Raw genomic sequence first — 19,041 nt, forward strand, 5'->3', positions numbered from 1 at the left:
GCGTCAGAGGGCGATCCAGTACCGGCGCAAGCGGTTGCCGGATGCCTCGGCACCCGGTTCGTCGATGACATCCTCGAGCTCGCCGCCGGCGCTCTCGATGGTGCGGTAGGAGCCGACGTTCGTGTCGTCGCAGGAGAGCATGACGCGGTCGTACCCGGCCGCGCGCGCCCGGTCGAGCACGAGACCGAGTGCGGCGCGGGCGATGCCCTGTCGACGACGCGACGGGCGCACCGAGTAGCCGATGTGCCCACCGTGCTGTCGCAGCCACGCGTTCAGCTCGCGCCGGAAGGCGATGAAGCCGACGACCTCGCCGTCGTCGAGGATCCAGAAGTAGTCGCAGGCGACGTGCCCCTCAGGCAGCGTGGCCGCCGGGTCGGCATAGAGCTCAGCCCTCTCGACCGACGCGTCGCATGCAGCCCGATCGGCTGCCCGGCCACGCTCGAGACCGGCCCCGTCGATGTGCACGTCACCGAACTCTCCGACTGTCTCCGACCACGAGTCGAAGAGCGACAGGGACGGGGATGCCAGCGAGATCGTCATCCTGCCATCCCATCACGTGTGGGCGGCGCCTTCAGCCGCGGCGCACGAAGTACCAGTTCGCCGCGAACCAGCTGATCACCAGCGCGAAGTAGAGCGCGATGGCCGTCCAGCGCGAGACCGGGTCGGTGTCGACGACCGCGTGCACGACCAGCTGCACCGTGCACAGCACGAGCGCGACGACCCCGACGGCGGCGAGTCCCTTCGTGGCCGCCGTGCGGTCGCGCTCGTCGGCGTACTCCAGCGCGTTCACGCGCTCGAGATCGCCTGACGTGCCGCGCCGGGCGAATATCGCGCCGAGCGCACCGCCGATCGCGCCTACCAGCAGCGCCACCGCCGCGATCGTCTGACCGAGCACGAAGCAGACCAGCGCACCCACCGCGCACACCGCCACCAGGACGGTGTTGGTGCGCGACATGGGCCAGCGGCGGCGGGCCTGTTCGACTGCAGCGTCGTCATGAGTCGACATCGAAGACCTCCTCAACGGTCGAGCCGAAATGCCGAGCCAGGTGCACGGCGAGTACCAGCGAGGGGTCGTATCGGCCGGTCTCGATCGCATTGATGGTCTGGCGGGAGACCCCGACCGCGCTCGCAAGCCCCTGCTGCGAGAGACCACGTGCGGTTCTCAGCTCTTTGACCCTGCTCTGCACGCTTCAAAGGTAGGCCGCCGACATCGCAATGTAAAGCCGACTTGACAGCGTGGATGGATGTCAAGCATGCTTGTCATGTCAAACGCGCTTTACATATCCGGAGGCCATCATGCAGGACGCACTCGTCGAATTCACCCAGTCCCTTCCCCTGTGGCTGCAGTGGGCGGGAGTGATGCTCGCCGCGGCAATCCCTTTCATCGAGTCCTACTTCGGCACGCTCATCGGTGCGATCGCGGGGGTGCCGCTCCCGATCGCCGTGCTCGCCGCCGTCGTCGGCAACGTGATCTCCATGCTGGTCTTCGTCTTCATCGCCGCCGCCGCCCGGCAGAAAGTCCTGGCGAGGCGCGGCGCGGGCGCCGCGACGGATGCCCCTTCTCCGCGTCGGCAGAGGGTCAAGCGCCTGTTCGACCGCTTCGGCGTTCCCGGCGTCAGCCTGCTCGGTCAGACCGTGCTGCCGAGCCAGATCACCTCGGGGATGATGGTGTCGTTCGGTGCGAGCCGCAACGCCGTGATCGTCTGGCAGGTCATCTCGATCATCATCTGGGCGATCGTCTTCGCGCTCATCGGCCAGGCGGGCATCGCCCTCTTCCGCTGAGCCGGACGCGTGGCGCGGCCGTCAAATCAGTGCGCGGGCTGCGCCTCGTCGGCTCGAGCGCGCCCGAGGAAGAGCGCCGCGATCAGCGCGATGCACAGGACGCATGCGGGAAGCAGCATCGCCTGCGCCATGCCCGCCGCGAAGCCCTCCGCGATCTGCTGCGGCATCCCGCTCCCGCCACCGAGACCGGCCGGAGCGTCGGACAGGCCCGGCAGGTTCGCCTCCAGGCGGGACTGCATGAAGGCGGCGATGGCGGCCGAGCCGACCACCGATCCGATCGTGCGGGTGGTGTTGTAGATGCCCGCGCCGGCACCCGCCTGGCGCATCGGCAGGTTGCGGGTCGCGGTGGTGGCCAGCGGTCCCCACATGCCCGCGTTGCCGATGCCGAGCACGGCCGACGGCAGCAGGAACATCCAGGTCGGGGTGTCCATGTTCATCAGCGCCGCGTTCCACAGCTGCCCGCCGGCGACGCACAGCAGGCCGGGGATGAGGATCCACCGCGGATCGATCCGGTCGAGCAGCTTGCCGGCGGCCGGTGCGAGAGCACCCGAGAGCACGGCCATCGGGATCATCAGCAGCGCCGCCTGAGTGGGAGACAGGCCGCGCGCGAGCTGCAGGAAGAACATGAATGGCAGCGACATGCCCGTCACCGCGAAGCCGACGACCGCGATCGCCGCATTCGCGCCGGAGAAGTTGCGGTCTCGGAACAGCTCCAGCGGCACCAGCGGCTCGGTCTTGGTCATCGCCTGCTGCACGATGAACAGCACCAGTACGATCACTCCCGCGATGATCAGACCCCACACCGAGATGGGCCCCACGATCGTGCCCCAGTCGTACGCCTCGCCCTCCTGCAGTCCGAACACGATGAGGAACAGCGCGAGCGCGCTGAGCACGACGCCGACGAGATCGAAGCGGTGCGGATGCGTGTCGAGCTTCGGCACGAGCATCCACGCCAGCACGAATCCGACGATGCCGACCGGGATGTTGATGAAGAAGATCGCCTCCCACCCGAAGGCGTCGACCAGCACGCCGCCCAGCAGCGGGCCCACCAGCGTGGCGACGCCCGCCGTCGCGCCCCACAGCCCCATCGCCGCGCCTCGGCGCTGCGGCGGGAAGGTGCGGGTGATGACGGCCATCGTCTGCGGCGTCATGAAGGCCGCCCCCAGTCCCTGCGCGGCTCGTGCGGCGATGAGCCCGTCGAGGGTCGTCGACAGTCCGCACCAGAGGGACGCCAGGGTGAAGACGGCCAGTCCGATCAGGTAGATGTTCTTCGGCCCGAACCGGTCGCCGAGGCGACCGGTGATCAGCAGCGGAACGGCGTAGGCCAGCAGATACGCGCTCGTCACCCACACGACGTTGTCGAGGTTGTTGGTGTCGGGGTCGAGCGCCGCCTTGATCGCGGGGTTGGCGACCGAGACGATCGTCGTGTCGACCAGCAGCATGAAGAAGCCGATCACCAGCGCCCACAGCGCGGGCCAGGGGCTGCGGGTCGCGGTGCGGGCCGTGTCAGTCGAAGTCACCCGGCAACGCTACTCCTGCCCGCCGACGTCGGCGCACCTCCGTCATCCGCTTCTGCGTGGTGGGAAGATGGGTGCGTGAGCGAAGCACAGAGCATCCCCGGCTGGCGGCACCTGTATTCCGGCAAGGTCCGCGACCTGTACGCGTCGGAAGACCCGGCCGACACCCGCATCCTCGTCGTCGCCAGCGACCGGGTGAGCGCGTTCGACTTCGTGCTCTCCCCCGGCATCCCGCACAAGGGCGAGCTGCTCACCCAGCTGAGCGACTGGTGGTTCGACCAGCTCTCGGACGTGCCCAACCACCTCGCGGAGGGCGAGATCCCGGATGCCGTGGCGGGGCGCGCCATGCTCGCGATGGCACTCGAGATCCTGCCGATCGAGTGCGTCGTGCGCGGATACATCACCGGCACCGGGTGGGCCGAGTACGCGGCGCACGGCACCGTGTGCGGCATCCCGCTGCCCGCAGGCCTGCAGAACGGCGACCGCCTTCCGGAGCCCCTGTTCACCCCCGCCTACAAGGCCCCGCTCGGCGAGCATGACGAGAACATCACCTTCGAGCGCGTGGTCGAGCTGGTCGGTGCGGAGCGCGCCGACCAGCTGCGCGACGCGTCGCTGTCGCTGTACCGTCGCGCCGCGGAGATCGCGGAGCAGAAGGGCCTGATCCTCGCCGACACGAAGTTCGAGTTCGGGGTGGATGCCGACGGCATCCTGCGCCTGGCCGACGAGGTGCTCACCAGCGACTCGTCCCGCTACTGGGACGCCGCGGCCTGGGCATCCGGCACGACACCGGAAGAGCGGATGGCGAGCTTCGACAAGCAGATCGTGCGCGACTGGCTGGCGACCAACTGGGACAGGCAGGGCGAGCCGCCGGCGCTGCCCGCCGACATCGTCGAGCAGACCGCCGACCGGTACCGCGCGCTCATCGGCCGCCTGACGGCCTGACCCGCCACCACTTCGGGGGCCGACACTCCAGATGTCGGCCCGATTCACGGAAACCGTCCGACATCTGGAGTGTCGGCCCCCGTTTCGTCGCACGCCGGATGCCGGGCATCCGGGGCGGTAGGGTTTCCTCGGCCCTGATCCCGACTCCCGAGGAGCCCCCATGCCGCTGTGGAACATCCACGGCAACGGTCGCACTGTCGCGCCCGGCGCCGTCGTCCGCCCCGAAGAGCGCCTGAACTGGCCGGCGACCATCGCGATCGGCGTGCAGCACGTCGTCGCCATGTTCGGTGCGACGTTCCTCGTTCCGATCATCACCGGCTTCCCCGTGCCGACCACGCTGCTGTTCAGCGGCATCGGAACGATCCTGTTCCTGCTGATCACGCGCAACAAGCTCCCCAGCTACCTCGGATCCTCGTTCGCCTTCATCGCCCCGGTCACCGCCGCCACGGCATCGGCGGGCATGGGCTCGGCGCTCGCGGGCATCGTCGCGGTCGGCGTGCTGCTGGCCCTCATCGGCGTCGTCGTGCACACGGTGGGCGTGCACTGGGTCGACCGCTTCCTGCCGCCCGTGCTCGCCGGCACCATCGTCGCGCTGATCGGATTCAACCTCGCCGGCGCTGCGCGCGGCAACTACGAGCAGGCGCCGATCACGGCGACCTTCACCCTCGCGATCACCATCCTGTTCGCCGTGGTGTTCCGCGGGTTCCTGGGCCGCATCTCGATCTTCCTCGGCGTGATCGCGGGTTACGTGTTCGCGGGCATCCGCGGCGAGCTCGACTTCAGCAACGTCGAGACGGCCGACTGGATCGGCTTCCCGACGTTCCACCTGCCCGACTTCGCGACCCCGGGCACCTGGTCGGCGATGGCGATGTTCCTTCCCGTCGTGCTCGTGCTGATCGCCGAGAACGTGGGACACGTGCGCGGCGTGGCCACCATGGTCGAGGACCCCGCGATCAACAAGCAGACGGGCAAGGCGCTCATCGCCGACGGCATCTCGACCTCGCTCGCCGGCTTCTTCGGCGGTTCGGGAACCACCACGTACGGCGAGAACATCGGCGTCATGGCATCCACCCGCGTCTACTCGACCGCCGCGTACTGGGTGGCCGGCATCACCGCCATCCTCCTCAGCATGTCGCCCAAGTTCGGCGCGGTCATCAACTCGGTGCCCGCCGGCGTGCTCGGCGGCATCACCACCGCCCTGTACGGACTGATCGGCGTCATCGGCATCAAGATCTGGGTCGACAACCGCGTCGACTTCTCGCGCCCGGTCAACCAGTACACCGCCGCGGTCGGCCTGATCGTCGCCGTCGGCGGGTTCATGATCAAGGATCCGGAGTCGGGCTTCGAGCTCGGCGGAATCGTGCTGGCGACGATCGGCGCGATCCTCATCTACCACCTCGGCAACCTCATCGCGCGACTGCGCGGCTCGGGCGCCGACGACCCGAAGCCGCTCGCCGGCGTGGGCGCCCCCGGAGGCGACCCGGCCTGACGCGGGCAGCGGCCCTCACCGGGCGCAGGAGAGCACGCGAGCGCAGGTGCATTCCCCGGGGAATCCACCTGCGCTCGCGTGTTCTCCTGTTCTGGGGCGTCCGGCACGGCTGCTGAGCGCTCCTCCCCCGGGTCTGTCAAGGCCCCGCGGGGCATCCGGTCTGGGCGGTATCGTCGGCGCATGCTCGACGTCACACCTCTCGCTGACCTCGCCCGTCGCCGCGATCTGCGCGTCGCGGTCGCCGAATCGCTGACCTCCGGCGCTCTGGCCAGTGCCATTGGCGCTGGCCCCGAGGCGAGCACCTGGTTCGGCGGCGGCATCGTCGCCTACCTGCCGGAGGTGAAGGAGCGCGTGCTGGGGTTCCCGGCCGATCAGGACCCGACCTCCGCCGGATGCGCGGAGCAGCTGGCCCGAGGCGCCCGTGAACTGTTCGACGCAGACCTGTGCGTCTCGACGACCGGGGTCGGTGGTCCGGATGCCGAAGACGGGCATCCCGCGGGGACCGTGTTCCTCGGATGGGCGACGCGCGACGAGGCCGGGCACCGCAGGCTCGACCTGGACGGCGAGCCCGAGGACGTGCTCGAAGCGACCGTCGAGGCGGCTGTCGAGCTGCTGTTCTCGCGCGCCGGCCGCGTGGAGCGCGCCGGTCGGGCGTAGCGCGCCGGTCGGGCGTAGCGCGCCGGTTCGGGCGCAGCGCCGGTTCGGTGGGAGACGCGGGAAGTCTCTGACGAAACGGCACGGACGCGGCGCGTCGCCTTTGACCACGCCGTCTCTGGACACCGAGGGTCAGTGATTCACGACGCCACGCGGAAGCGGATGCGCACGCCGGGCGACAGCTGAGCCGCCAGATCGCGCACGGCGTCGGTCAGGGCGCCGATGATCGGATAGCCGCCCGTGGTCGGATGATCGGGCCCGAACACCACGGGCTGGCCGTCGGCCGGCACCTGGATCGCTCCGTCCACCACCCCCTCGCTGGGCAGTTCGTCGAGGATCGCGCGCTCGAGCGGCCGCTCGCCGTGCAGTCGCATGCCGACCCGGTCGGAGCGCGCCGTGACCGTCCATTCCTGCTCGCCGAGCAGGCGCACCGCGGTCGCCGTGAACCAGTCGCGCCGGGGGCCGAGCGTGATGTCGAGCACGACGAGGCCGCCCGCCGCAGGCAGCTCGCGCGGCAGCGGCGCAGGCTCGACCGCGTTCGGCGCGGCGTCTCCCAGCGGCACCATATCGCCCGCTCGCAGCGGCGCCGGACCGATGCCCGAGAGAGTGTCGGTCGAACGGCTGCCCAGCTCTGCCGGCATCCGGATGCCCCCGCGCACCGCGATCGTGAACCGCAGCCCGCACATGGGTGCCCCGATGTGCAGCTCGTCGCCGTCGGCGACGGCGAACGGAACGCCGTGCCCGATGCGGCGGGTGGCACCGCCGGCGCCGGTCACCGCGAGTTCGCCCTCGGCCCCTGTGATGACCGCGACCCCGGCACCGTGGAAGCGGACGGCGGAAGGCCCGACGCCCTCGAGAACCGCTGCCTCGGGGGCGTTGCCGACGGCGCGGTTCGCGTCTCGCATGGCGATCTGGTCGGCAGCTCCGGATGCCGGCACGCCGAGCGCGGCGAGGCCGGGGCGGCCCCGATCCTGCACGAGCAGCTGCAGCCCCGGGTTCAGCGCCTCGAGCGCGGGCGCGGGAACCGGCGGACCGTTCGGACCGGCATCCGCGTGCCGCACGCCGACGCTCCGCTCTGCGGCTGAAGCATCCGACGTCCCCGACACCACGGCCGACCTCGCAGCCGACACCGCAACCCGATCAGCGGTGACGAAACGCACGCGAGCGCCGGGCACCAGCAGGGCGGGTGGGTCGCGGTGCACATCCCACATCACGGCATCCGTCGTGCCGATCAGCTGCCAGCCGCCCGGAGTCTCCCGCGGATACACCCCGCTGAACCGGCCGGCGAGAGCCACCGACCCCGCGGGCACGCGGGTGCGCGGCGACGGGCGACGCGGCACGTCGAACAGCGGGTCGTCGCCGACGAGGTAGCCGAAGCCGGGGGCGAAGCCCGAGAACGCGACCGTCCAGTGTGCGGCGCCGTGCCGGCGCACGAGCTCGTCGACAGAGACGCCGAGCAGTCTCGCCGTGTCCGCGAGGTCGTCGCCGTCGTATCGGACGGGCACGACCACCTCCGGCCCCGCTACGAGCTGGACCTGGTCCGCACGGGTCGCCGAAAGCGCGGAGGCCAGCTCCGCCGCCGATGTCACCAGCGGATCGAACCGCACGAGCACGGTGCGCGCCCCCGGCACCCGCTCGATCACCCCCGGCACGTCGGCCCAAGCGCGATGCATGCGCATCGCCTCGTCGAGGTCGGCGCACTCGACGAGCACCGCCCGATCCGACGCCGTCAGCACCCGCATGCGCTCACCCGCTCAGACCACGACGAACGGGGCGATCTCGATGCCCGCGCCCTGCAGCATCCGCTTCGTCTCAGCCGCCATCGTCACCGCTCCGGGACTGTCGCCGTGCACGCAGATCGACTGCGCGTCGACGCGCACATCGGTGCCGTCGACCGCCCGCACGACACCCGACTCGATCAAGCGCACCATCCGCCGCGCCACGACGGAGGGGTCGTGCAGGACGGCCCCCGGCTGCGTGCGCGGAACGAGGGTGCCGTCGGGCAGGTAGCCCCGATCGGCGAAGGCTTCGGCGGCCGTTCGCAGTCCCGCGCCCGCGGCGATGTCGAGCACCACCCCGCCGGCCAGCCCCAGCATCACCAGCGCCGGGTCGACGGCGCGCACGGCCGCGACCACAGCCCGGGCCTGTCGTTCGTCGCGCGCGATCGTGTTGTACAGAGCCCCGTGCGGCTTGACGTAGGCGACCCGGCCGCCGACGGCCGCGGCGAGGGCCATCAGGGCGCCCAGCTGGTATTCCACCTCGGCCTGCAGCGTGCGCGACTCGGGCTCGAGCGGCGTGCGCCCGAAGTTCTCGCGGTCACGGTACGCGGGGTGCGCGCCGATCGCGACCCTGTTCGCCACGGCAGCAGTAAGAGTGTCGCGGATGCCCTCGGCGCTGCCGGCGTGGAAGCCGCACGACACGTTCGCGCTGGTCACGATCTCGAGCATCGCCGCGTCATCGCTCACCACGCGCTCGGCGGAGTTCTCGCCGAGGTCGGAGTTGAGGTCGATGGATGCCATACCGCCTGTCTACCCAACCCGTGTGCGGCTGTCCATCCGGGGTGCGTGTCAGACGGCGGGTGCCGACCCGCGCACTACGAGCTCGGTGGGCAGGATCGTCAGCGCCTCGGGCCGCCTGCCCGCCAGCAGGTCGACCACCATGTCTGCCAGCATCTCCCCCTGCGCGAACATCGGCTGGCGCACGCTGGTGAGGTCGGTCGACTCGGCCACCCGGGAGTCGTCGAAGCCGACGATCGCGACGTCGTCCGGCACCCGCAGCCCCGCCGCGCGCAGCACGCCGAGCGCACCGCGGGCCATCAGATCGCTCGCCACGAAGATCGCGTCCGGCTGCTCGTCGCGCTGCAGCAGCAGACGCGCGGCCTCTGCCCCGCCGTGCTCGCTGAAGTCGCCGTCGATCTCGCCGACGCTCTGCAGGCCGGCATCCGCCAGCGCCGCGAGGAACCCGTCGCGGCGGTCTGCGCTCACCGCCATCGTCATCGTGCCCGTGATGGTCGCGATCCGCCGACGGCCGAGCGCGATGAGGTGCTCGGTCGCGGCGCGGGCCGCGGCCACGTTGTCGACGTCGACGATGATGTCGCTCTCGCGCGTCACGGCCGGCCGCCCGCCGAACACGACGGGCACGGCTTCTGCGATGCGCTCGATGAACGAGTCGCTGGCGTGGTGCGACACGATGATCGCGGCATCCACCCCGCCGTTGCGCACGAAGCGCGTCATCTTGCCGTCGGGGTCGTCGCTCGCGATCAGCAGGTTGAGGATGTACTCCGACTCGGCCAGGCGCGAGCTGATCCCCGCGACGACGGATGCCAGGAACGGATCGCCGAAGAACCGGGTGGTGTCCTCGGGGACGACGAGTCCGATCGCGTGGGTCTGCCGGCTGGCGAGCGAGCGGGCCGCACGATTCGGGGCGTAGCCGAGCTGGGCGATGGCATCCTGCACGGCCGCGAGCGCCTCGGCGCTGACCGACGTCGATCCGTTGACGACCCTGGACACCGTCGAGCGCGACACTCCGGCGAGTGCGGCGACCTCTTCGATCGTGGCTCGGGGCATCAGGGTGCGTGCTTTCGGGAATGCGTGTCGGCTGGGTCGGTGCGCAGCGTCACTCACCGACCGGTGTGCGCGGCGATGATGCGAGCGTACTCCGCACCGCTCTGCTTGATCGTGCGCTGCTGCGTCTCGTAGTCCACGCGCACGATGCCGAAGCGCTTCTGGTATCCCCACGCCCACTCGTAGTTGTCCAGCAGCGACCAGTAGAAGTAGCCGCGCACGTCGACGCCCTGCTCGATGGCGTCCAGCGTGGCCGCGACGTGCGCACGCAGGAACTCGGTGCGCTCGACGTCGGCGACCTCGCCGTCGGGGCCCACCTGGTCGTCGTAGGCGGCACCGTTCTCGGTGACGTACAGCGGCACATCGCCGGCGTAGTCGTTCGCGACGCGCACGAGCAGACGGGTGAGACCCTCGGGCTGCACCTCCCAGTCCATCCCGGTGCGCGGCAGGCCGCGCTCGACCCAGTAGATGCCTTCCTTGGAGGGGAACGGCGAGCGCGTCTCGCGCTGCTGGCCCTCCGTCTGGTGCGGGTCGCCCCCGCCGGGCTGCGGATGCCCGGACAGCAGCTCTCCGTGGTAGTAGTTCACGCCCAGCGCGTCGAGCGGAGCCGAGATGATGTCGAGGTCGCCGGGCTGCACGGCCGCCTGCCACTCGGCGACCGCGGCCGGGTCGACCTCGCGGAAGTCGCGCACGATGTCGGCCGGGTACTCGGCATGGAAGATCGGGCTGAGGAACCAGGCGTTGAACTGCCCGTCGATGCGGCGGGCGGCATCGACGTCGAGCGGATCGTCGACGTCGGCGGGATCGGCGACCGTGAGGTTGAGGGTGATGCCAAGGTCGAGCGACGCGTCGCGCTCGCGCAGCGCCTGCACGGCGCGACCGTGCGAGAGCAGCAGGTGATGCGAGGCGAGAAGGCCGTCGCGGATGCTCGTGCGCCCTGGCGCGTGCACGCCCGCGGTGTACGAGAGGAACGACGAGCACCACGGCTCGTTCATGGTGGTCCAGTGCTGCACGCGGTCGCCGAGCACGTCGTGCACGCTGAGCGCGTAGTCGGTGAAGCGCTCGGCGATGTCGCGATCGGTCCAGCCACCGAGCTCTTCGAGCGCCTGCGGCATGTCCCAGTGGTGCAGGGTGAGCCACGGCACGATGTCGGCCTCGAGCAGCTCGTCGACCAGACGGCTGTAGAAGTCGAGGCCCTTCGCGTTGACCGGGCCGCCGTCGGGACGCACCCGCGACCAGGAGGTCGAGAATCGGTACGTCTGCAGCCCGAGCCGCTTCATCAGCGCGACGTCGTCGGCGTAGCGGTGGTAGTGATCGCAGGCGACATCGCCGTTGTCCGCGCCGACGACGGCTCCGGGCACGCGCGCGAAGGCATCCCAGATCGACGCCGTGCGGCCGTCTTCGAAGGCCGCGCCCTCGATCTGATAGGCCGCGGTGGCCGCGCCGAAGAGGAAGCCGTCGGGAAAGGTTCGGGTCATGGTGACAATGATGCCATGACTTGCTGGGAGCGCTCCCATGGGCGGGCCGCCCAGCCGTTCGGTAACCTTGGCAGGTGAGTCCCGAACTGGCGCGCGCCGAGTCCCTGATCGCTTCGATCCCCGACTACCCGCAACCGGGCATCCTGTTCCGCGACATCATGCCGCTGCTGGCGGATGCCAGGGCGCTGCGTGCCACGACCGCGGCGCTCATCGAGCCCTTCGCCGGCAGCTTCGACATCGTCGCGGGGATCGAGGCCCGGGGCTTCATCCTCGCCGGAGCCGCCGCGATCGCCGCCGGGGTCGGGTTCGCCCCGATCCGCAAGGCGGGCAAGCTGCCGCGGCCCGCAGCGGCCGTCGACTACGCCCTCGAGTACGGCACGGCCACGGTCGAGATGCACGACGACCTTCCGACGGGCACGCGCGTGCTGCTCATCGACGATGTGCTCGCCACCGGCGGCACCCTCGCCGCCGGACGCCAGATCGTCGAGCGGCTCGGCTATCACGTCGCCGGCATCAGCGTGCTGTTCGAGATCGACGGACTCGGCGGCCGCGAGGCGATCGGCGATCTGCACACCGTGTTCCACTCCGCCTGAGCGGGCTGCCTGTCACTCGTTCCGCTCCGACTGACGCGCCCGGCGCCCGCCGACTTCCTCGGGCAGCTCGTCGATCGGCACGATCACGATGTCCTGCACCTTCCAGTCCAGGTCGATGCACGCATCGCGAGCGGCGATCAGGTCGGCGAGCTTCGGGGTGCGTCCTCTGCGCGGCACGACGAACGACTCCACGTGCAGCACGTGGCCCTGATCGCGCACACGCGATCCCACCTCCTGCGCCCACGGCAGCGAACGCAGCAGCTCGTCGATCTCGCCGGTCAGGGGGTGCACCCTGTCGTCGTCGAACGTCGTCGCGGCGGCGTCCATCAGGTCGGTGATCGCGGCGCGCATGTTGCGCACTCCGTCCCACAGGATGCTGCCGGCGATGAGCAGCGCCGCCACGGCATCCGTCCACCACCACCCGATGCCGATGCCCAGCACGCCGACGATCGATCCTACGGCGGTCTGCCAGTCGGCCTTGTTCATGTCGGCATCGGCGTAGAGCACCTTGTCGTGCAGCTCTTTCGCGAGGCGCATCTTCACCCGGCCGAAGTAGATCGGAAGCGGGATGGTGAGCGCCATCACGATGACCATCAGCCAGCCCAGCCAGATCGGCTGCCCGAACAGCACGACCGTGCCGATGGGCGGATGCTCGCCCCCGATCAGTCCGGTGAGCGAGTCGATGATGAGGAACGCGCCCATGGCCATCAGCGCCACGGCAGCCACGAGGTGGGCCACGCCGACCGCGCGGTGGAAGCCGTACGGGTAGCGGCCGCTGGGCGGGCGGTTCACGATGCGCACCGCGACGAGGAAGGCGATCGGCGGGGCCAGTGAGAGCAGGTCCTCGATCCAGGCCGCCTTCATCGCCTGCGAGTTGCCCATCACCAGGTACACCATCGTGATGGCCACGGCGAGGAAGACCAGGGTGTACCACTCGAAGCGGATCGCCTTGCGCAGCGCCTTCTCCTGCTGCTCGGGAAGCTCCGTCCGGCCGAATCGCGTCGTCATGAGCCGACCTCCTCGTGCAGGAAGGTCTCGAGCTCGGTGAGCAGGGCGTTCTCGCCCATCCGCACGATCATCACGTGCTTCTGCGTGCCGTGCTTCGTGCTGCGCTCGGTGTACGGCCGCGTCACCGCGCCGCGATCCGTCCAGGGTGTGTCGTCGAGGAATCCGCCGACCACCAGATCGAGCTCGCCCCGCTCGAGCGCGGTGAGCAGATCGGCCTCGCTGCCCGTCGTCCACTCCACCGTGGCATCGAGCTGCTCGGCGAACTCCTGCACCAGCTCGGGCTCGGAGCCGGTGGGCTTCCCGTCGTCGTGCACCTCGACCCAGGGCGGCTGCTCGGTGGCGCCCGCGCGCAGCGTGCCGCCCTCGATCCGCTCGATGCTGCCGTGCGGATCAGCGGGGATCCGCATCCCGCAGCCCGTCAGGGCGACGAGCAGCACGAGCGCGGCCGCACCCGTCATCCGGCGTCTTCTCATGGCGCCGACACTAGCGAGGCAGCTGAACGGCGACCACCCCTCCCCTCACCCCTTGACAGACGCGACGGCCGCGTATCGCCGAGCGGACGCACGCTGCATGAGCACCGATCGCATCGCCTAGAATCGGGGGTATGCCCACCATCGTCGTCGACGTCATGCCCAAGGCCGAACTGCTCGACCCGCAGGGGAAGGCCGTCTCCGGCGCCTTCGCCCGCCTGGGCGTCGAGAGCTTCAGCCAGGTCCGCATCGGAAAGCGCTTCGAGCTCACGGTCGACGGCGATGTCACCGACGACGTGCTCGCCGAGGCGCGGCGCCTGGCCGAGGACGTGCTGTCGAACTCCGTCATCGAGGATGTCGTGGGAGTCGAGGTCGCGCCGTGAGCGTGCGCATCGGCGTCATCACCTTCCCCGGCTCGCTCGACGACCGCGACGCGCAGCGCGCGGTGCGCATCGCCGGCGCTGAGCCCGTCGCCCTGTGGCACGGCTCGCACGATCTCGAGGGCGTCGACGCTCTCGTGCTGCCCGGCGGATTCAGCTACGGCGACTACCTGCGCTCGGGGGCGATCGCGGCTCTGTCGCCGATCATGGCCGAGGTCAGGGCCGCAGCCGAGAAGGGGATGCCGGTTCTCGGCATCTGCAACGGCTTCCAGATGCTCGTCGAGGCGCACCTGCTGCCCGGCGGCCTCATCCGCAACGATCACCAGCACTTCGTGCGTCGCGACCAGCGCCTCACGGTGGAGAACAACGACACCGCCTGGACGAACACGTTCGCGAAGAACCAGGAGATCGTCATCCCGCTCAAGAACGGCGAGGGCGGCTACATCGCCGCCGACGAGACCCTCGACCGCCTCGAGGGCGAGGGACTCGTGGCGTTCCGCTACGCCGGGGTCAACCCCAACGGGTCGCTGCGCGACATCGCCGGCATCACCAACGACCGCGGCAACGTGGTCGGCCTCATGCCGCACCCCGAGCACGCCACCGAGGCGGGCTTCGGCCCCGACACCCGTGCCGCCATGCGCTCGGGCGTCGACGGTCTGGGCTTCTTCGAGAGCGCCATCGCCGCGGTCGCGCGCATCGCGGCGTAGCCGCGACGCATCCGCGTCGCTGCACCCGCTCCGCGGCCGTCAGAGGCCTGCCGGCGGCCAGGCGCCGATGATCAGCGCCATCACGAGCACCGTGGCGAGTTCGTGGCCGATGTTCACGGTGGTCAGCCGGGTCGAACGCCCCTCGAACGCGTCGTGCGTGATGAACCGCGCCGCGGTCAACCCCGCCCACAGCGTGACAGCGGTGACGAGCGCGGCCCAGAAGTACGAGCCCTCGTAGAAGTGCCACGCGATCGTCGCGGCGCCGGCGAGCACCCACGCGGTGATGAAGCTCATCAGCACCGTCGTGATCATCGGCCACAGCGGGCGGCGTGAGGGATGCTCGAGGTCGACGCCCGCGAGGCGCGCCCATCGCTGACCCATCACGCCGCGGGCGTACCAGATCGCACCGACCACCATGCTCGACGCGGTCGCGACCAGCACCGCCCAGTAGTTGATCTCGGGAACCGTCATGACGCCTCCTTCATCGGATGCGCTCAGACTACTCCCGGGTGCCGTGGCGTTCGAGGCCGTTCAGCCGCGCATCGCGACACCGTGGCGCCAGTAGCCCATGAACGCCACCTGGGCACGGTCGACCCCGATGTCCTTGACCAGGTGACGGCGCAGCGTCGTCACCACTCCGCTCTCACCGGCGATCCAGAAGTACCGGTCGGCGGGCGCGTGGGTCGCGGCGATCTGCTCACCGAGGCTGGAGTACGCCGGGGTCTCCCAGAGAAGATCCTCGGTCTCGACATCGCGCACGTCGACGTGCGTGTGCGCGTCGCCGAGGTGGCTGAGCACCGCCGGGATGAGCGCCGATCCGTGCGCGTCGCCGTCGGCGCGGGGCAGCCAGGTGATCTCCACGCCTGCGGGTGCGGCGATCTCGAGCACGTCGGCCGGCTCGGGCACCTCGATGAACGCGGTGCCGCGCAGGTCGCGCGGGGCGTCCTCGAGGATGCGCGCGATCGCCGGCGCCGCCGTCTCGTCGCCGGCGAGCAGCACAGAGCGCGCTTCGCCGGGCGCGAACTCCGCGCCGCCGTGCTCCCGGGCCGACACCCCGCGGCGCGGGCCCACGACGAAGATCGGCTGCCCCACGCGTGCGTCGGCCGCCCACCGCGAGGCGGGGCCGGTGAGGCCGGGGCTCAGGTGCAGCACGAAGTCGACGACGATCTCGGTGCCCGCGTCCGTCACCGCCAGCTCGCGCACCGAGTACGTGCGCATCGACCCTCGCTCGTCTTCGGGAACCGCCAGGTACGACCCCCACCAGTCGTCACCGTCTCGGTCGATCGGAGGCACGGCATCCGGTCGGGGCGGGAAGATCAGCTTGATCCGCGAGTCGTACGTGTCGCCGGGGGTGCCGAGCTCGTCGAGGTCGTCCCCGCCGAAGGTGATCCGCACGAAGTTCGGCGAGACGCGCTCGACGGCGCGCACCTCGGCGAGCGCCAGCAGGTAGGTGGGCCGGGTCTTCGTGGTGGTGTCAGCGGACATGATGCCTCCCGATGGGCGTGACCATCGGTTTGCCCGAGACGGGGTCGACGGTGATCTGATTGGCGAGGCCGAAGACCTCCTGGACGAGTTCTGCGGTGACGATCTCTTCCGGGGCGCCGACGGCGTGCACCCGGCCGTCTTTCATGGCCACCAGCTCGTCGCTGTACCGGGCGGCGAGGTTGAGGTCGTGCAGCACCATCACGATGGTGGTGCCGCGCGAGCCGCTCAGGTCGGTGAGCAGATCGAGCACCTCGACCTGGTGGGCGACGTCGAGGAACGTGGTCGGCTCGTCGAGCAGCAGGATGTCGGTCTGCTGCGCGAGCGCCATCGCGATCCACACCCGCTGCCGTTGACCGCCGGAGAGCTCGTCCACGCTGCGATCGGCGAGTTCGCTGATGCCGGTCGCGTCGAGCGCATCGGCGACGACCGCGTAGTCCTGTGCGCTCCAGCGCGCGAGCATCCGCTGATGCGGGTGTCGCCCCCGACCCACGAGGTCGGCCACTGCGATCCCCTCGGGCGCGACGGGCGACTGCGGCAGCAGCCCGAGAACGCGGGCGACCTCTTTCGACGGGCGGGCGTGCACGGATGCGCCGTCGAGCACGATCTGGCCCCCGGCGGGGCTGAGCAGGCGCGCCAGCGCCCGTAGCAGCGTCGACTTGCCGCATCCGTTCGCCCCGACGATCGAGGTGATCCGGCCGGGCGCGATCGACAGATCGAGCCCCTCGATCACCGTGCGGTCGCCGTACGCGAGCGTGACGGATTCGGCCGCGAGAGTGTGCGCCGCGGTCACAGGGAGCCTCCCGAGCGGTTGGTGCGGATCAGCAGGTAGATGAGGAAGGGCGCGCCGAGCACGCCGGTGACGACTCCGACCGGATAGCGGGCACCGAGGGCGAACTGGGCGAGCAGGTCGCTGCCGAGCACGAGCGCCGCGCCGACGAAGGCGCTGGGCAGCAGCAGGTTCGCGCCGGGGCCGGTGATGCGCGCGGCGATCGGCCCCGCCATGAACGCGGCGAAGGCGATGGGTCCGGCGGCGGCGGTGGCGAAGGCGAGCAGCGCGACCGCCCCGAGGATGAACAGCATGCGCGTCGCGTTGACGCGCACCCCGAGGCCGGCGGCGGAGTCGTCGCCCAGCTGCATGGCACCGAGCGAGCGCCCCTGCGACAGCATCAACGGCATCACGATCGCGGCGGCGATCGCGATCGGCAGCACGCGCTCCCACGAGGCGTTGTTGAGGCTGCCGCTGAGCCACTGCATGGCGGTCTGGATGTCCCAGCTCGCCGCGCGCGAGAGAAGGTACGAGATCACGCTCTGCAGCACCGCGGCGACCCCGATGCCGATGAGGATCAGTCGGGTGCCCGCGAAGCCGCCTCTGATCGAGAGGGCGTAGATCAGCGCGGCCGTGGCGAGCGCGCCGCCGAGTGCGAGCAGCGACACCGCCGGGCCGTCGAGTGAGAGCACGATGATGCCGATCACCGCCGCGGCACCGGCGCCGTGCGAGATGCCGATGATGTCGGGCGAGGCGAGCGGATTGCGCAGCAGCGTCTGGAACGTCACGCCGGCCATCCCGAAGCCGAGCCCGGTCAGCACCGCCAGCACGGCCCGGGGCAGCCGCAGCTCGCCCACAGTGAACGAGGCCCCCGGCACCGATTCGCCGAGCACGACCCGCACGATCTGATCGGGGCTGTAGAACCGGTCGCCGACCATGAGCGCGACAGCGAAGAGCACGCACACCAGAGCGCCCAGCAGGATCGTGGCGACGGCGTGGCGACGGTGGCGCGCGCGGCGGCCGGCGATGATGCGCACGACGCGCTGCGCGCCGGTGTCGGCCGGCCGCTCGAGCGTGTGCGTGGTCGGGATGCTGGTCTCTATCGGGGCATGTGCGCCTGCCGTGCGCTCGCGTGTGCTCACAGCTCGCGCACCTTCTGCCTGCGCACGATCCAGATGAAGAAGGGCGCACCGACGATCGCCGTGATGATGCCGACCTGGATCTCCTCCCCGGACGGGGCGATCACCCGGCCGATGACGTCGCTCGCGGTCAGCAGCACCGCTCCCGCCATCGCCGAGAACGGCATCAGCCAGCGATGGTCGGTGCCGATCAGCATCCGGCACACGTGCGGCACGACCAGACCGACGAAGCCGATCGGGCCGGCGATCGCGGTGGCGGCGCCGGCGAGGATCACGGCGCCGAGCGCTGCGAGCATCCGCGTGCGGGCGACGTTCTCGCCGAGACCCCTGGCCATGTCGTCACCGAGCGCGAGCGAGTTCATCCCCCGTGCGCTCAGCAGGCAGATGAGAGCGCCGAGCGCCAGCACGGGCGCGGTGACCGCGATGCGCGGCCATTCCGCACCGCCGACGCCGCCCACCTGCCACGACTGGAACGTCTGCAGTAGATCGACCCGCGGCAGCATGATCGCGCTGATCAGCGAGGCGAAGGCGGCCGAGGTCGCCGCACCCGCGAGGGCGAGCTTGAGCGGGGTGGCACCGCCACGGCCCAGCGAGCCGACCGCGTACACGAAGACCGCCGCCACCGCGGCGCCCGAGATCGCGAAGGCCATCTGCCCGAACGGGTCGCTCAGCCCGAACGAGGCGATGCCGACGACCACGGCGAGGGAGGCGCCGTTGGAGACGCCGAGGATGCCGGGTTCGGCGATCGGGTTGCGGGTGACGGCCTGCATGGCCGCGCCCGCCATGGCGAGCGCGGCGCCGATCAGCAGGGCCAGCGCGGTGCGCGGCATCCGCTTGATGATCGCGGCCTGCTCGATCGTCTCGTTCTGCCCCGACAGCGCGGCGAGCAGATCGTCGATCGTCACCGCCCGCACGCCGAACGAGATCGACAGGATGCTGAGCACGACCAGCGCCGCGACGCCCGCCATCAGCCACATTGCGCGCGCCAGCACCGGCCGGCGCAGGTGCGCGGCGGCCGGTGCTGATGCGGCGGTGGTGGTGGAGGTCACGAACGGGGTCTCCGCAAGC

General features: G+C 70.7%; 22 protein-coding genes. 7 read left to right on the forward strand and 15 right to left on the reverse strand.

Translation table 11 applies throughout. The features are described 5' to 3' along the window. Window positions 1–3: 3 nt before the first annotated feature. From H9633_RS04585 to H9633_RS04595, 3 genes are read right to left on the reverse strand one after another with little or no spacing between them, the layout of a single operon-like run. Entirely contained in the window at window positions 4–540 is a 537-nt protein-coding gene (locus H9633_RS04585; RefSeq protein WP_191712243.1) for a GNAT family N-acetyltransferase, read from the reverse strand. Between the two features lie 31 nt (window positions 541–571). Beyond that, entirely contained in the window at window positions 572–1,006 is a 435-nt protein-coding gene (locus H9633_RS04590; protein ID WP_191712244.1) for a hypothetical protein, read from the reverse strand. Next, window positions 993–1,187 carry a helix-turn-helix transcriptional regulator gene (locus tag H9633_RS04595; RefSeq protein WP_191712245.1) on the reverse strand — a complete coding sequence of 65 codons (195 nt, stop codon included), beginning with the start codon at window positions 1,185–1,187 and terminating at the stop codon, window positions 993–995. Before H9633_RS04595 ends, H9633_RS04590 begins: the two co-directional genes overlap by 14 nt. 109 nt (window positions 1,188–1,296) lie before the next feature. Here H9633_RS04595 and H9633_RS04600 point away from each other — a divergent pair, with 109 nt between their 5' ends. Next, window positions 1,297–1,782: a hypothetical protein gene (locus H9633_RS04600; protein WP_191712246.1), complete on the forward strand. Its 486-nt coding sequence runs from the start codon at window positions 1,297–1,299 to the stop codon at window positions 1,780–1,782. Window positions 1,783–1,808: 26 nt separating this feature from the next. Here the strand turns inward: H9633_RS04600 and H9633_RS04605 are convergent, their stop codons facing one another. Continuing rightward, window positions 1,809–3,302 (reverse strand): DHA2 family efflux MFS transporter permease subunit, encoded by a 1,494-nt coding sequence (locus tag H9633_RS04605; RefSeq protein WP_318247195.1) that lies wholly within the window; start codon window positions 3,300–3,302, stop codon window positions 1,809–1,811. A 75-nt stretch (window positions 3,303–3,377) separates the two neighbouring features. Between H9633_RS04605 and H9633_RS04610 the strand changes: the two genes are divergently transcribed. From H9633_RS04610 to H9633_RS04620, 3 genes are all read left to right on the forward strand, one after another. Beyond that, entirely contained in the window at window positions 3,378–4,241 is an 864-nt protein-coding gene (locus tag H9633_RS04610; RefSeq protein WP_191712247.1) for a phosphoribosylaminoimidazolesuccinocarboxamide synthase, read from the forward strand. Window positions 4,242–4,401: 160 nt separating this feature from the next. Further along, window positions 4,402–5,730 (forward strand): uracil-xanthine permease family protein, encoded by a 1,329-nt coding sequence (locus H9633_RS04615; protein ID WP_191712248.1) that lies wholly within the window; start codon window positions 4,402–4,404, stop codon window positions 5,728–5,730. A 180-nt stretch (window positions 5,731–5,910) separates the two neighbouring features. Further along, window positions 5,911–6,387, forward strand: a complete 477-nt coding sequence (locus H9633_RS04620) for a CinA family protein (protein WP_191712249.1) — start codon at window positions 5,911–5,913, stop codon at window positions 6,385–6,387. A 137-nt stretch (window positions 6,388–6,524) separates the two neighbouring features. On the opposite strand, the gene H9633_RS04625 is transcribed toward H9633_RS04620, so the two are convergent. Genes H9633_RS04625 through H9633_RS04640 form a run of 4 tightly spaced genes read right to left on the reverse strand, consistent with a single transcriptional unit; the run spans window position 6,525 to window position 11,425 of the window. Further along, window positions 6,525–8,126: a 5-oxoprolinase subunit B/C family protein gene (locus H9633_RS04625; RefSeq protein ID WP_191712250.1), complete on the reverse strand. Its 1,602-nt coding sequence runs from the start codon at window positions 8,124–8,126 to the stop codon at window positions 6,525–6,527. Between the two features lie 12 nt (window positions 8,127–8,138). Beyond that, window positions 8,139–8,903 carry a LamB/YcsF family protein gene (locus H9633_RS04630; RefSeq protein ID WP_191712251.1) on the reverse strand — a complete coding sequence of 255 codons (765 nt, stop codon included), beginning with the start codon at window positions 8,901–8,903 and terminating at the stop codon, window positions 8,139–8,141. A gap of 48 nt (window positions 8,904–8,951) precedes the next feature. Beyond that, window positions 8,952–9,950 carry a LacI family DNA-binding transcriptional regulator gene (locus H9633_RS04635; protein ID WP_191712252.1) on the reverse strand — a complete coding sequence of 333 codons (999 nt, stop codon included), beginning with the start codon at window positions 9,948–9,950 and terminating at the stop codon, window positions 8,952–8,954. Between the two features lie 53 nt (window positions 9,951–10,003). Further along, window positions 10,004–11,425: a GH1 family beta-glucosidase gene (locus H9633_RS04640; RefSeq protein WP_191712253.1), complete on the reverse strand. Its 1,422-nt coding sequence runs from the start codon at window positions 11,423–11,425 to the stop codon at window positions 10,004–10,006. Between the two features lie 74 nt (window positions 11,426–11,499). Between H9633_RS04640 and H9633_RS04645 the strand changes: the two genes are divergently transcribed. Then, window positions 11,500–12,018, forward strand: coding sequence for an adenine phosphoribosyltransferase (locus H9633_RS04645; protein WP_071643334.1), 519 nt, complete (start codon window positions 11,500–11,502; stop codon window positions 12,016–12,018). 12 nt (window positions 12,019–12,030) lie between these two features. Here H9633_RS04645 and H9633_RS04650 read toward each other — a convergent pair whose 3' ends face one another. Both H9633_RS04650 and H9633_RS04655 read right to left on the reverse strand, forming a co-directional pair. Further along, on the reverse strand, window positions 12,031–13,026 hold the full coding sequence (locus H9633_RS04650; protein WP_191712254.1) for a cation diffusion facilitator family transporter: 996 nt from the start codon (window positions 13,024–13,026) through the stop codon (window positions 12,031–12,033). Further along, window positions 13,023–13,499, reverse strand: a complete 477-nt coding sequence (locus H9633_RS04655) for a substrate-binding periplasmic protein (RefSeq protein WP_191712255.1) — start codon at window positions 13,497–13,499, stop codon at window positions 13,023–13,025. The genes H9633_RS04650 and H9633_RS04655 overlap by 4 nt, the downstream gene beginning before the upstream one ends. A gap of 131 nt (window positions 13,500–13,630) precedes the next feature. Between H9633_RS04655 and purS the strand changes: the two genes are divergently transcribed. Together purS and purQ are read left to right on the forward strand one after the other, a co-directional pair. Then, window positions 13,631–13,879: a phosphoribosylformylglycinamidine synthase subunit PurS gene (gene purS, locus H9633_RS04660; RefSeq protein ID WP_191712256.1), complete on the forward strand. Its 249-nt coding sequence runs from the start codon at window positions 13,631–13,633 to the stop codon at window positions 13,877–13,879. After that, window positions 13,876–14,583, forward strand: a complete 708-nt coding sequence (gene purQ / locus H9633_RS04665; RefSeq protein WP_071643326.1) for a phosphoribosylformylglycinamidine synthase subunit PurQ — start codon at window positions 13,876–13,878, stop codon at window positions 14,581–14,583. Before purS ends, purQ begins: the two co-directional genes overlap by 4 nt. Before the next feature lie 39 nt (window positions 14,584–14,622). Here the strand turns inward: purQ and H9633_RS04670 are convergent, their stop codons facing one another. From H9633_RS04670 to H9633_RS04690, 5 genes are read right to left on the reverse strand one after another with little or no spacing between them, the layout of a single operon-like run. Continuing rightward, window positions 14,623–15,054, reverse strand: coding sequence for a DUF1761 domain-containing protein (locus H9633_RS04670; protein WP_191712257.1), 432 nt, complete (start codon window positions 15,052–15,054; stop codon window positions 14,623–14,625). Window positions 15,055–15,114: 60 nt separating this feature from the next. Then, window positions 15,115–16,068 (reverse strand): siderophore-interacting protein, encoded by a 954-nt coding sequence (locus H9633_RS04675; protein WP_191712258.1) that lies wholly within the window; start codon window positions 16,066–16,068, stop codon window positions 15,115–15,117. Further along, window positions 16,058–16,858 carry an ABC transporter ATP-binding protein gene (locus H9633_RS04680; protein ID WP_071643320.1) on the reverse strand — a complete coding sequence of 267 codons (801 nt, stop codon included), beginning with the start codon at window positions 16,856–16,858 and terminating at the stop codon, window positions 16,058–16,060. The genes H9633_RS04675 and H9633_RS04680 overlap by 11 nt, the downstream gene beginning before the upstream one ends. Then, the gene (locus H9633_RS04685; RefSeq protein ID WP_191712934.1) at window positions 16,855–17,925 is read right to left on the reverse strand and encodes a FecCD family ABC transporter permease; all 1,071 of its coding nucleotides are present in this window, start codon (window positions 17,923–17,925) and stop codon (window positions 16,855–16,857) included. Before H9633_RS04685 ends, H9633_RS04680 begins: the two co-directional genes overlap by 4 nt. A gap of 47 nt (window positions 17,926–17,972) precedes the next feature. Beyond that, window positions 17,973–19,022 carry a FecCD family ABC transporter permease gene (locus H9633_RS04690; RefSeq protein WP_318247196.1) on the reverse strand — a complete coding sequence of 350 codons (1,050 nt, stop codon included), beginning with the start codon at window positions 19,020–19,022 and terminating at the stop codon, window positions 17,973–17,975. Window positions 19,023–19,041: the final 19 nt, after the last annotated feature.

The sequence above is a fragment of the Microbacterium commune genome, from assembly GCF_014836945.1.
Lineage (GTDB): Bacteria > Actinomycetota > Actinomycetes > Actinomycetales > Microbacteriaceae > Microbacterium > Microbacterium commune.

Coding starts and splice junctions, on each gene's coding strand:
- purS (WP_191712256.1), top strand. CDS start 13,631: ATGCCCACCATCGTCGTCGACGTCATGCCCAAGGCCGAACTGCTCGAC.
- H9633_RS04670 (WP_191712257.1), bottom strand. CDS start 15,054: ATGACGGTTCCCGAGATCAACTACTGGGCGGTGCTGGTCGCGACCGCG.
- H9633_RS04615 (WP_191712248.1), top strand. CDS start 4,402: ATGCCGCTGTGGAACATCCACGGCAACGGTCGCACTGTCGCGCCCGGC.
- H9633_RS04585 (WP_191712243.1), bottom strand. CDS start 540: ATGACGATCTCGCTGGCATCCCCGTCCCTGTCGCTCTTCGACTCGTGG.
- H9633_RS04590 (WP_191712244.1), bottom strand. CDS start 1,006: ATGTCGACTCATGACGACGCTGCAGTCGAACAGGCCCGCCGCCGCTGG.
- H9633_RS04650 (WP_191712254.1), bottom strand. CDS start 13,026: ATGACGACGCGATTCGGCCGGACGGAGCTTCCCGAGCAGCAGGAGAAG.
- H9633_RS04635 (WP_191712252.1), bottom strand. CDS start 9,950: ATGCCCCGAGCCACGATCGAAGAGGTCGCCGCACTCGCCGGAGTGTCG.
- H9633_RS04640 (WP_191712253.1), bottom strand. CDS start 11,425: ATGACCCGAACCTTTCCCGACGGCTTCCTCTTCGGCGCGGCCACCGCG.
- H9633_RS04630 (WP_191712251.1), bottom strand. CDS start 8,903: ATGGCATCCATCGACCTCAACTCCGACCTCGGCGAGAACTCCGCCGAG.
- H9633_RS04625 (WP_191712250.1), bottom strand. CDS start 8,126: ATGCGGGTGCTGACGGCGTCGGATCGGGCGGTGCTCGTCGAGTGCGCC.
- H9633_RS04655 (WP_191712255.1), bottom strand. CDS start 13,499: ATGAGAAGACGCCGGATGACGGGTGCGGCCGCGCTCGTGCTGCTCGTC.
- H9633_RS04675 (WP_191712258.1), bottom strand. CDS start 16,068: ATGTCCGCTGACACCACCACGAAGACCCGGCCCACCTACCTGCTGGCG.
- H9633_RS04600 (WP_191712246.1), top strand. CDS start 1,297: ATGCAGGACGCACTCGTCGAATTCACCCAGTCCCTTCCCCTGTGGCTG.
- H9633_RS04620 (WP_191712249.1), top strand. CDS start 5,911: ATGCTCGACGTCACACCTCTCGCTGACCTCGCCCGTCGCCGCGATCTG.